The organism is Flavobacterium sp. FlaQc-30 (assembly GCF_044005885.1).
GTDB lineage: Bacteria > Bacteroidota > Bacteroidia > Flavobacteriales > Flavobacteriaceae > Flavobacterium.
This window is the reverse complement of the sequence record NZ_JBIPCO010000006.1, coordinates 134,966-146,625: the sequence shown is the minus strand read 5'-3', so window position 1 is coordinate 146,625 and position 11,660 is coordinate 134,966. Positions and strand designations below refer to the sequence as shown.

The following is an 11,660-nucleotide window of genomic DNA, read 5'->3' as shown; positions in this document are numbered from 1 at the left end:
AATTACTCCTTTTCATACTACATACTGCTATAAATAGCTCAATTCAGATAGTCAGCAATCTGACCGATAAGGGCATTTCTCAAATTGGGATCTTCTTCATTTTCTTTAGTAAAACCAATGGTTTCAAAAATGGTTTTGCAGCTTTCCATAAGGTTGATTATCTCATAGGTAAGAATACCTGATTCCTGAAAACCGGCATAGGTTTTCTCAAACTCATCAGAAAGCAGGGAGCGGATGTATAAAAACCGGGAAGGTTTCAGATCTTCGGTAAGTACATTGAGACAGATTTCTTCGATAATATATTGAGGTGTCCCATCAGATAGCATATCGTCCAATAGGAATTTAATTCCATTTATTTTTTCATTGAGATAATCCAGTACACTGTAATCTTCCTGAAGGGTAAACATCAAATCGGGATTGTTATGGATAATGTAGAACCATAACTTTTCTTTGAGTAGCTCTTCCATAGCAATTGTTTTTAAATCCCAAAGAAGGATTTGATTACTGTGGCTACTACTACCAAAAAAACACAGCTACCAAACCAGGCTGCAGCTACTTTTCCTGTGTCAGGATCACCTGCATTCCATTTTTGATATACTTTCACAGCACCAATTAGTCCGAGCAATGCTCCTACGGCATACATTAGTTCTGTGCCTGCATCAAAATAACTTCGCACCTGTTGGTTGGCTTCATTGATTCCCGCCAGACCATCCTGGGCGTAGGTTTCATAACTGATCACAAAAAGGATTTGTGCCAGAAGAATACCAATGTTATATGTTTTTTTCTCAATAAACTTTTTAAAATTCCAGTTCCATTTTTTCATAACACAATATTTTTAAAGTTTAAAAATTCAGATAAAAAACGGAGGTGTAGCCGCTGTCTCAATCCACTTTCCTGTTACATCTGTCCTACTGCGCCGGGATGGACAGGAGCAGTTCCTCCGTTTTATTGTTTTAGAGTTTATTCCCAAAGGGCTTCTGCTTCCTTCTGGGTTAAAGTGATTGATTCGAGTTTGTCACATTCTGCGACTATAAGTTCACTTACTGAGGAACTAAATGGGGAGTTTTTCACTGAAGGGAATTCTCTTAGGAGAAGCTGCAGATAATAGGTAAATTCTTTTTTGACTAATTTTTTCTTTGCGGCATCGTTGATAAAACTTTTTAATCTTGCTACAAGATCATCAACATCCTGAAAAGTGGTGTCAAATTCTTCTAAAGAAGTTTGGTCTAAAGTCAGTTCAGGAGATTCCTGATAGTCTGGTTCAGATTCAGGATTTTGGTAATTTGGGTTTTCAAATCCACGGAATTGAAGTCTCCGTTTTCCCGATGCAATTTGTTTTAATTCATCAAAATAATATCGAAATCCAACAAATAAATACCAGCTAGCCAATAGCAGAATAACTACAACCATGTAATTACCCCATGAAATGTTTGTAAACATACCTCATCATTTTATCGTTCTACATTAGTTTCTCACACAATCCGATTGACAATTTCAAATCCGGATCTTCATCATTACAGCGCAAAGAAACGATAGACTAAAAACTGTCACAAGTACAACTTTTTGTTGTACCCCGGTTGTACCCCGTTGTACCCCCAGTAAAATCAAGAAGAAAAAAAAGAAAAAAATGCAAAAAAATAAAAAAGCCTCCCGAATGGAAGGCTGAAGTGATGAAATAATTGCTTTAATTTTCGAGTTCTTCGTCAAGATCAAAAAAGGCAGTTTTATATTGTTTTGTTTTGGTGACAATTATTATTATTTTTGTCTAATGTATTATCTTTCAATCTTCTGTATTTTTACAAAATCTTGCCACCCTTTCGCTTTTTTGTATAAGGTTACAGCATTTTCTGAGACAAATAAACATAGTTTTTCCGAAAATACTTGATCTGAAATTAACTGAGGGTTGATGCTTTTATTTGTTACTTCAACAAGGTTTGAGCTATATTGAAATGCTAAATCCTAAATGGTAGTAACGCTTTCAGGAATAACAATTTTAGTTAGTCCTTTACAAGATTCAAAAGCTCCTTTTTTTATACAATTTATATTTTCAGGAATAATAAATCCACCCTTTTTTCCCTTGGGGTACATTACTAATGTATCTCTTGATTTATTATAAAGAATTCCATTTTTAGAACTAAACTTTAAATTCTTATTAGAAATTTTAATTTTTAAAAGATTTTTATTTTCTGATAAAATATACATGTTTACGTCGCTAATACTATTGCCTAGCTTTATTCGCTCAAGTGAGTTGCAATTAGCAAAAGATAACACACCAATTTCTTCGACACTATCAGGTATTTTAAGTTTATTTAAGTTGTGACAGTAGCGAAAAGCGTCTCCTTTAATTATTTTTACTGTTTTAGGTATGTAAATAGAATTAATTGTACAACAAGCAAATGCACTATTTCCTATTACTACAGTGCCATTTGGGATTGTATATTTTCCTTTTTTTCCATTTGGATATGCTATAAGAGTATCTTGTTTTTTGTTAAATAAAACTCCATTGATGGAACCGAATTGCGTATTTCCTTTTTCTACTTCATAATTCTGCATATTGTAACACTCTCTAAAAGCAATATCTCCGATATCTTTTATGCTTTTGGGAATTGTAATAGAAGCAAGATTGTGACACGCTCTAAAGGCACAGTCCCCAATTTTATTTAATCCACTACCTAATTGTACATTCTTTAAATTAAAACATTCATAAAAGGCATATTTCTCTATTTGAAGAATATTATTTGGAATAATAACCGATTTTAAAGATTTACACCTTTCAAAAGCATGTTCTTTAATTACAGTAATAGAATTTGGAATAATTATAAATTCTAAGTTTTCGCAATTTTTAAAAGCTGATTCGCCAATACTAGTCATCCCTTCTGGAATAGTTATTGATTTTAACTCATTACAATCATAGAAGGCATGATGACCAATATTTGTTACACCGTTTTCAATGTGTATAGTTGATATCGCTTTGTCTTTCCATGTTCCATAAATAGGATAATTTTTCATCTCCCCTTTCCCCCTAATAATAAGCTTCTTAGAAGTTAAAGTCGCTGTTACTTTAGTGCTATCAGGATATCCAATATTCCAGGTTTGAGAATTTGTTTTAGAAACACATAGAAGAAAAACGATAGTTAAAAATGTGATTAATATATATTTTTTCATTTGGGTATTTTAATTATTCTTGATTCTGTGGTCAAATGGCGCACAGTTGATTATTTTCTGCTATATTCATTTTTAAGGTTATGCTACCTAATGTCAGTCTGTGAAAAAACTTCAGTTTGATTAGAAACAAATATAGAAAAGAATTGCTTTTAAAGTAGGGTTTTTCGTATTTTTAATAATATGACATATACAAGGAATTTCCCGTCATCAAATGCGTTTTTCTTAAGTTATTTAAAGCTTAATACAGTAACTAATTTGTATTAAGAGAAATTGACAACCTAAAAAAAGTGGTTCGATATAAGGCTTCATTATGAATTGTAGTACCGTAAACTTTGGAGGCTTTAATTAGAGAAGGAGTTTTTTTCACAGTCTGACGTTCTGGTGCAACAGCGAGTTTGGGATTAAATTAAGCCTTATTTTCAGCTTTGTCAAATCAACCCAAGTACAAAACCATTTTTAAAGTAAGCCAATTGCCCAAATCCGTTCTATTAACTGTTAGCTGTTTTATTTTTATTATTGTTTTCTGATGTATATAACTTTTCCCAATCCAATTGCCTCAATTCTACTATATACATCATTCTGTTTACTTAATGACTTTTCTTTTTTTCTATGAACTATAGTTTTTACAGGATTTTTTGTTTTCTCAATACGTTCAATACCCCAAAGTCGTGAATTAAACATTTCTTCTACTAATGCAAACTCTTTTTCGTCTAACATTTTTTCTGCATCTTTCGAAATTCCTTTTTGTTTTAATAATCTTAAAGTCCTTGACAAACTCCAATTTAAGTTTATCGCCATATTTTCTATTGAGTTAATTTTCAATTGGTTTAGTAAAGGATGAAATCTATTCTGTTTTTCTTCTATAAATTTTAATTTCTTAGCTTTTTCTACAATATTCAGATTTATAGGGAATGTTTCATATTGAAGAATTTTTAAGCTTATTAAACTTGATAAAGATTTTCTGAGTTGTTCATCTTTATATTTATTTTCGATTTCTTTGAGAAAGGCAAGTAATTCTATTTGTGAAAATTTATTCCTCTCAAAGAATATTTCAACTTCGGGAAATGCTTTAATTAAGCTCATTTTTCTTAAGAGGTGTTTTTTTAGTATAACTGCTAACTCTTTAATACCATCAATAAAATGGCATCAATACAACTTTTTTTATTTGTCTTTGTGTAATAAGTTGCTTTTCTTCAAACGAATATAAGAAATCTTTTTACTCCAATTTATTAACTTTTGAATTAAAATAAAATGATTTCTCAGTTTTATCTTGTTGAAAATTTCTTTAGATCATATAATAGAATGGTTCGTAAACAGATTCTTAAAGATCAACAAATGAGAAATTCAAACCGGCTCGATTTGGTACATTTCTATGCCCTAAAAGTGTAAAAGTTTGTAATTAACTAATAAATTGAAGTTATGGTTGTATAACTAACTTTTTATATTCTAATAAGATAAAAATTCAATTTCAGACTTTTTATCCATGAGCTGCCAGCCATCATGGTTTCGTATAAAATATACTTCATGATGGAGTGTGTCTTTCAATCCATTTTTCATTGCAGCGGCAAAAACATTCTTTCTTCGAATTGTAGTGTATTCCACAATTGCCTTATTATCTGAACTCATAATCCTCAGTCCTTTAATTGCTCCAAATTCTTCATCTGCTACTTTTACACGTTGAATTTTGCTCATTTTGTCATCTGCTGGTGTAGGCAGTAAGTAGGGTTTTGCTGCTGCTGTAAAACTTACGAAAGAAGTTGTGTCACCAAATTTCCTGGTTTGAAGTACTTTGACAAATCCTTTTTCTACGAGTCCGGATTTGAAAATAGTGTAAGCGTGCGTTGGATCACCACAGAAAATATCATGGTATACAATAGTAGGATAATGATTTTTTTCCAGAATAAGAGTCGCAGCCAATTTCTCATCCAGCTTTTCAGGCTGGCAGCCTGTAATGATCAGAATCATCACGGTCAAAATGCAAAGTAGATTTTTCATGTTTTAAATTTTTAAATGATTAGTCTTTAGTTAATATTCTTTAATCTGTTTAATCATGCGTTCCAATGTTTCAATTGCTATTTCCTTATCTCTTTCTTCAGCGGCGTATGCTTTGCTTCTCATAGAATTAAAAGAAAGATCTGTTTTGTTTTCAGTAGATAAAAAAGGAACGATGGTTTTAAATAAATGATTCATTGATTTTGAAATAAGAATTTTTAATTCATCGGATGCCCTTAGTATCAGTGCTGTTTGATCAGTCGAAAGCTTACATAAAACTTTATCAGAAGGGTTATTTGATACAATAGTACTATTTATCTTTTTTTCAATACTTTGAAGAGGAACCTCTAAATAATTTGCAAATCTTGATTCTATAAATGTTATTAATTCATCCAAACAAGAAATTAAAGTTGTAGTAACCTCTTTTAGATTATCTCTATATAGTTCATTGCTGTTATTTATTTCTGCGATTTTATCTAAAAGAAACAGCAATGACGAGTAATAGTTGCCAACTAAAATTTTAATCTGTTTTTCCTTGGTAAGCGAAAAAACCTGAATGGTAAACTGTGATTGGATAAAAAATGTCTGCTCATTTGCTTTTTTTATAATTGCTTTGGATTGAATTGGAGTAATCATCGTAAGATCTGTTTTACTCGGATTAAGGGTTGAAGTCACCGTTACATCCATCCATTCTAGAAGATAGGTTTGAGTCATTATTTTTACTTTTACTTAGTAAATATTTCTATCGACTTGTAATCGATAGTACTCTAAATCAATGCTAATAGAACATACTTAACCCAGTCAAAACATGAATTGCAAGTTGTTAATAGAAATTTAATCGTGAACGGTACTGAGAGGGTGACAGGGCAGTATGCCTTTTAAAAAATTTACTAAAAGAAGAATAATTTGCAAATTGCAATTCTTCTCTAATATTGGATATATACAAATTATCACTTCGAAGCAAGTTTTTTGCCTCAAGAATAACAGCTTCAATAATAAATCGCTTAGCGGTTTTTCCTGTAAATTCTTTAATGATTTTTGTAAGGTTATCAGGTGTCATAGATAACGTTTCTGCATAATATTTTACATTATGATGTTTTCTGCAATTCATTTCTAGAATTTCAAAAAACTGAAGCACCAATTTTTCTTTTATAGTATAATTGTTATTTAATTGTTGAAAATAGCGACTATACCTTTCTGCTACTACATAAAGAAATAAATTGAAACTAAGCCGCAATCCTTCTTCTTTAAAAATTTGTTTATTCGATTTTCGAGTCTTACGGTGCAGCTGTTCGAACAAAAATATCAAATGTTGCACGTCTTTACTTTTGATCCAAATTTTCAAAGGAAGTTTTCTTATGTAAAAATCAAAATATCCTACACGTTGTATGCGAATACTATTTTCAAAAACAAACTCTGACGTAAATGACACTAAGCAAATTTTCAATTGCTCACTCATAATCAAAATTTCACATAAACTTTGTATCGGAACCACTAATAATTCATTTTCAAAGACAGTAACCGCGCTGCCTTCTACTTGTATAGAAAAGGAGCCCGAATTTACAATCAGTATAGAATAATGGTTTGCGTTGAATAGCTTACTAAAAGCTGTTTTAGATATAAATGTCTTAAAAATGCAGACGTGCAAACCAATAGTACGATATTTTATTTTTTTACTTACCACAACAATGCTCTTTTATAAAATTAGAATAACAATCAGTTATAATATTACTTCATGGAGATTCAGGCTGGTGGCAGGTTACTCAGAAAGGAACCTAGACATCAATGAAACAGTAATAAAAAGTAAATTTGACATGCCGGTTATAAAAAGTAAATATGCTAAACTACGCGGGCTGTCACTTTTTATTTCGCCATTTGTGAGATAGCCAATTATTTCATCGTAGGACAATAGATCTACGATGAAATAAAGACTAACGAGATTGAAAAGAATCAGAAACACAGTGAAGATGTATGCTATTTCTTTTTCATGACAATAGATAAAATACATCATTACTCTGTTATTAGATTATGTATCATTATTCCTGTCACAAGCGAACGTATTATTGCAATCGATGAATTATCAATCGCCCCGCTAAGTCCTCCAACACGATGACCAACAGAGGTATCCCAATCTTTATCCTTTTCTACTATATCATAATAAATTGAATATCTGATTATAGAGGAAGTTGTGAGGATAATTCTTTTATCCTCTTCATTAAATATTGAATTGGTTATAACGGATGCTTCATATGATATAATGGAATGATAAATTTCCTCGTAGGAATGATTGTCCCATAAAAGTACATTGTTCATAAAACTAGAAAGGCTGTTTTTTGCGGCACTTGTCATGACAGAGTTTACAATAGCCTGATCTAGTTTAGCTTGAGGATTATTTATAATTTCCTGTACTAAATTTAGATTAGTAGGTAGAATTGTCCCTTTGCCTAAAAGCATTAAATCATTGTTCGATGCTGAAATGTTTTCGATTTTTTTGCTGATTTCTGCGATAGTAGTATAATGATAGTTCCCTGCCAAATAAACATCAAGTATGTCATTGTGCAGCTTACCGGCAAGATCATAAATGTTTGCCGGATTTTCAGGAGTAAGGTTTTGTACCAAACGTGCCGAATTTTGCGATTTCTCACCAGTGATTTTATTATCAACACTCCCTATGTTGTCAAAAGTTTCAGTGGTACAAGAAAAAAGTAATAATGATAAAAAGGTTAATTTTAATGAAGTGATTTTCATGATTGAATGTGTTAAATGTGGCCGACTATTTTCATAGTCAGTTCATTTCACCCGGGTAAGCAGAACTTTAATTTAGCACGATGCTAAAGGTTTTTGCTTTTGAATTCGAGGCAAATCTAAACGGCATTTTTTTATCACGCAAAACCTTGTGTACGGATTTCCGAGAAAAACAGTATGCATTTCCGAGAAATCAATATGCCTTTTTTCGTACAAATTAGATTCATTATCAATTGTTTATGTTATATTTGAGATGATTTCCTGTAAAATACCACAAGGCTATTTAATAACCGGTACTTGGCTCCAAAATCATTTTGCACGGGAAATAATGTCTCATTTTAATTCGAATTATGATTAGAAAGTACCTTTTTTTACTCTCACTTTGTTTGGGAAATCAAGTTTGCGCGCAGGAAATCCATTTTAAAATTCCTGACACACTTCGAAACAAGGATTACGATTATCTCTTCGATAGAATAGAAGAATCAGAAAATGACAGCATTAAAAAATCATTGTATCTTAAAACCTTTCTGGTAAAATCAAAGACAGATAACAATCTGAAAGAGATCTTAAATGGCTATAAAAACTATCTCCATCACGCACCTGAAAATTTGAAACTGATTTATGCAGACAGTATGATTTACACTGCAAAAAAATCAAAAAGCAATACTTTGATTGGTTCTGCCTATCTCTCAAAAGGGATTTTATACTATTCCCGAAAGCAACTTAATTATGCATTGGATAATTATCTTATTGCAGATAGTTATATTTCTAAAACTAATGACCAATATTTGATCTATAAGACCAAATACAATATCTCCAACATAAAATACTTCCTTGGTTTTTATGATGAGGCCATTTCTTTGATTAAAGAATGTATAACCTATTTTAAAGAAGATAAAGAAAATAATGACAGAGGCTATTTGAATTCACTTCATTCTCTGGGTTTGTGCTATAATCGTATTGGGAATTATACTTTATGCACCCAAACAAATGAGAAAGGACTACTCGAAGGTAAAAGATTGGGTAATAATGAAATGAAGGTATACTTCATTCTCTCGGAAGGAGTCAATCAGTATTTCTTGGGCAATTATACCTCAGCTATTGCCAAAATAAACTATTCATTGCCCGTTATTCAAAAAAAGAAAGATTTTGGAAATGAGACTGTAGGATATTTTTATATTGGAAAAAGCTATTGGAATCTTAAGAAGTCTGAAAAGGCTATACTCTATTTCAAAAAAGTAGATGCCATTTTTGATGAAAAGGAATATATTCGTCCGGATCTTCGCAATAACTATGAATTATTAATCAAGTACTTTAAATCTAAAGACAATCCTAAAGAGCAGCTTTACTATATTGAAAAACTACTTAAAGTAGATAGTGTATTAACAAGTAAATATAAATATGTATCGGAAAGAATTCACAAAGACTATGACACCAAAGAATTATTGGTACAGAAAAAAAGTGCAGAAAAGTTACTCGCTAGAAAAGAACGTGACGCTTTTATTCACAAAGGAATAATAGTCTTTTTATTTTTATTTGTGGTCATTCTAGGTTATATACATATTAGAAACAAAAAACTCTATCGACGCAGGTTTGATGAACTAATGAAAAAAGATCAAGCAACTACTAAAGTTGAATCCAAAAACACGAATTATGGAATCGAAGATATAAATCCAGATACTGTCGCATTGATATTAAAACGATTAGAGAAGTTTGAAAAGGGTAAGCGGTTTCTGGAAAAAAATCTGACGGAAACAAAGCTTGCAATATCTTTGGATACAAATATAAAATATCTTTCAAAAATAATAGCACATCACAAAGGGAAGAAATTTGTAACGTATATCAATGATCTTAAAATAGACTACTTAATTAATTTATTAAAAGAGGATAAAAAATTTCACAATTATGGCAACACGGCGCTGTCAGAAGAAGCCGGTTTTAGTAGTACTGAACGTTTCGTAAAAGCTTTTTCCTCCAGAACTGGAATGCCAGCAACGTATTTTATGAAAGAACTTCGAAAAAAGCAATTTTAGATTTTTAAGCTATATAAAAATTATTTGCTAGATGTATTTATTAACGTAATGGTATCAGTAAGATTATGACAGGAGATAAAATCTAAAACAAAATGCTCGACTTCTTTTTTATTATCTGGTAAAGTAGAAAATGAATTTAGATAAAAAAATCATTCTCGTCAGCTATATGAATGATTTCAGTATAACCTTTAGCTATGAGAGAACCTTTTAACTTTATTACTTTAAGCTCTCTGCTGTGGTCAATTTCTCTTTTTACTCTTAGCTTAATAGTTTTGTTCATTGTCCTGATTGAAATACTTAAATACTGTAACTAAAAAAGAGAGTTTTTATGGTCCCATTTTTGAATTAATTTATCTTTTATAAAAGGCTATTTTCTACTTAGTAAATTTCTAAGTATTCAACTTTACTTTTTTCAGCTTGTACCAAACATTCGTAAAATTCTACAATTTTATCAAGCGAATTAAATATACAGTTCTCATTTCTTTATTTGAATATAAGCAAGATAAAAAATGATAAAATAAATCCAAAAGACATGAAAATTTTATATTAATAGCTCCTTAATTTTTCAGTGTCATCATAAACAGAGTCTCGTAAAGAGAATTGTTTATCATGTCGTTCTTAAAGTATGTTACTATTTAATGCTATAAAGATTCTTATTCCCCTTTTTATTGATTTTTAGGATTTTGCTTTTAGAAAATCTAAGTAATATAACAGACACATTTTTAGACTCAAAATCCGAATCATGTTCTTCTTTCAGTTTTTTGGCTATTTCGCTTGTCGTTCGTGGTGTTTTGAAATAATCACTCTGTATATAAGCATTAATTCTATCTGTCAATCTTGACTTCTCCAATCTAGAAGCGGATAACTGAAATCTTGACTTTACATCCAGATCTATGTCCATAATTTCCTTTGGATGGCTGCCTAAAGCAAAACAAACTTCTATGAAATAAGATAGATAAGTTTCAGATCCATTTTCTATATTGGAAATAGTATTATATGTAAAACCAGTCATTTCTGCCAAATCTTCAATTTTCATTTTGGCTTTAATTCTTTGAGCCTTTATTTTTTTACCTAAAGCCTTTAATGTAGTTGTATTTTTATATCTAGCCATATCCAAATTGACAATTTCATTTGACGACAAAAAATACTTTTAAATGAAATTTTGTAGTTACAATAAATTTGCTTATATTTGATTTTTAAAATAAATTTGCGATTCTTCATATAAAAACATTTGAAGCATTCGCTTTGAATCTCGCTTTTGAAAACTGGTAATTTTTAATTAGGAACGAGAGGATAAGTAAGATGCTCACGACCATGGCGTGGGCTCACTTATTGTTCCTCGGTATACCAGTACCTCAAAGGCAGTAAGATGAGTTACTGCGCCATTTTTTTATTCTTTATGGCAAAATTCCTCCTTACATTCATAGCACTGCTTCCTTATTTTTCAAAGCTTCGCATTTAGCTATTACCTAACCAAACCTGTCTTTTATGAATTAAAAACTTTTCAAGTCCTAATTATTTAAAGTCCTGCGCTGTCTTAATTCTATTTTGAATTAGTCAACTGCACAGTTTGCAGGCTTTAAAAAAGGCAAAATCAATCTTGGTTTCAGTATGTTTTCTTTTTACTGAAATTATACAAACAAAAAGCCCTCTAACCCGCGATCAAACAAGTTTAGAGAGCTGAATTAATAAAAACTTTCGTTTCAAATTAACTAACCCAAAATT

11 protein-coding genes and 1 pseudogene are annotated in these 11,660 nt (G+C 30.9%); 1 reads left to right on the top strand and 11 read right to left on the bottom strand.

Annotated elements, in window-relative coordinates:
• Nucleotides 1–38 precede the first annotated feature (38 nt).
• The 9 genes from ACHRV0_RS14575 to ACHRV0_RS14535 all read right to left on the bottom strand — a co-directional run bounded on the left by ACHRV0_RS14575 (nucleotide 39) and on the right by ACHRV0_RS14535 (nucleotide 7,905).
• A complete protein-coding gene (locus ACHRV0_RS14575) occupies nucleotides 39–467 on the bottom strand; it encodes a DUF1896 family protein (protein WP_395441369.1) in 429 nt (142 codons plus the stop codon).
• 11 nt (nucleotides 468–478) lie between these two features.
• A complete protein-coding gene (locus ACHRV0_RS14570) occupies nucleotides 479–823 on the bottom strand; it encodes a DUF4134 domain-containing protein (RefSeq protein ID WP_031457140.1) in 345 nt (114 codons plus the stop codon).
• Nucleotides 824–960: 137 nt separating this feature from the next.
• Complete coding sequence (locus ACHRV0_RS14565) at nucleotides 961–1,440, bottom strand: hypothetical protein (RefSeq protein ID WP_395441368.1); 480 nt, start codon at nucleotides 1,438–1,440, stop codon at nucleotides 961–963.
• A gap of 519 nt (nucleotides 1,441–1,959) precedes the next feature.
• Nucleotides 1,960–3,165 (bottom strand): leucine-rich repeat domain-containing protein, encoded by a 1,206-nt coding sequence (locus ACHRV0_RS14560; protein WP_395441367.1) that lies wholly within the window; start codon nucleotides 3,163–3,165, stop codon nucleotides 1,960–1,962.
• A 513-nt stretch (nucleotides 3,166–3,678) separates the two neighbouring features.
• Entirely contained in the window at nucleotides 3,679–4,248 is a 570-nt protein-coding gene (locus tag ACHRV0_RS14555; protein WP_395441366.1) for a hypothetical protein, read from the bottom strand.
• 363 nt (nucleotides 4,249–4,611) lie between these two features.
• The gene (locus tag ACHRV0_RS14550; protein WP_395441365.1) at nucleotides 4,612–5,160 is read right to left on the bottom strand and encodes a hypothetical protein; all 549 of its coding nucleotides are present in this window, start codon (nucleotides 5,158–5,160) and stop codon (nucleotides 4,612–4,614) included.
• 30 nt (nucleotides 5,161–5,190) lie between these two features.
• On the bottom strand, nucleotides 5,191–5,871 hold the full coding sequence (locus ACHRV0_RS14545) for a hypothetical protein (RefSeq protein WP_395441364.1): 681 nt from the start codon (nucleotides 5,869–5,871) through the stop codon (nucleotides 5,191–5,193).
• A gap of 109 nt (nucleotides 5,872–5,980) precedes the next feature.
• A complete protein-coding gene (locus ACHRV0_RS14540; RefSeq protein ID WP_395441363.1) occupies nucleotides 5,981–6,841 on the bottom strand; it encodes a helix-turn-helix domain-containing protein in 861 nt (286 codons plus the stop codon).
• A gap of 326 nt (nucleotides 6,842–7,167) precedes the next feature.
• Entirely contained in the window at nucleotides 7,168–7,905 is a 738-nt protein-coding gene (locus ACHRV0_RS14535) for a hypothetical protein (RefSeq protein WP_395441362.1), read from the bottom strand.
• Nucleotides 7,906–8,288: 383 nt separating this feature from the next.
• Here ACHRV0_RS14535 and ACHRV0_RS14530 point away from each other — a divergent pair, with 383 nt between their 5' ends.
• Entirely contained in the window at nucleotides 8,289–9,935 is a 1,647-nt protein-coding gene (locus tag ACHRV0_RS14530; RefSeq protein ID WP_395441361.1) for an AraC family transcriptional regulator, read from the top strand.
• 378 nt (nucleotides 9,936–10,313) lie between these two features.
• On the opposite strand, the pseudogene ACHRV0_RS14525 reads toward ACHRV0_RS14530, so the two are convergent.
• Nucleotides 10,314–10,415 (bottom strand): annotated as a pseudogene (locus ACHRV0_RS14525) (transcriptional regulator); the annotation flags it as partial.
• A gap of 151 nt (nucleotides 10,416–10,566) precedes the next feature.
• Entirely contained in the window at nucleotides 10,567–11,046 is a 480-nt protein-coding gene (locus ACHRV0_RS14520; RefSeq protein WP_395441360.1) for a helix-turn-helix domain-containing protein, read from the bottom strand.
• Nucleotides 11,047–11,660 lie beyond the last annotated feature (614 nt).

Bases quoted from the DNA above. Each gene is read 5' to 3' on its own strand.
- ACHRV0_RS14565 (WP_395441368.1), bottom strand. From the start codon at position 1,440: ATGTTTACAAACATTTCATGGGGTAATTACATGGTTGTAGTTATTCTG.
- ACHRV0_RS14520 (WP_395441360.1), bottom strand. From the start codon at position 11,046: ATGGCTAGATATAAAAATACAACTACATTAAAGGCTTTAGGTAAAAAA.
- ACHRV0_RS14545 (WP_395441364.1), bottom strand. From the start codon at position 5,871: ATGACTCAAACCTATCTTCTAGAATGGATGGATGTAACGGTGACTTCA.
- ACHRV0_RS14535 (WP_395441362.1), bottom strand. From the start codon at position 7,905: ATGAAAATCACTTCATTAAAATTAACCTTTTTATCATTATTACTTTTT.
- ACHRV0_RS14550 (WP_395441365.1), bottom strand. From the start codon at position 5,160: ATGAAAAATCTACTTTGCATTTTGACCGTGATGATTCTGATCATTACA.
- ACHRV0_RS14575 (WP_395441369.1), bottom strand. From the start codon at position 467: ATGGAAGAGCTACTCAAAGAAAAGTTATGGTTCTACATTATCCATAAC.
- ACHRV0_RS14570 (WP_031457140.1), bottom strand. From the start codon at position 823: ATGAAAAAATGGAACTGGAATTTTAAAAAGTTTATTGAGAAAAAAACA.
- ACHRV0_RS14560 (WP_395441367.1), bottom strand. From the start codon at position 3,165: ATGAAAAAATATATATTAATCACATTTTTAACTATCGTTTTTCTTCTA.
- ACHRV0_RS14555 (WP_395441366.1), bottom strand. From the start codon at position 4,248: ATGAGCTTAATTAAAGCATTTCCCGAAGTTGAAATATTCTTTGAGAGG.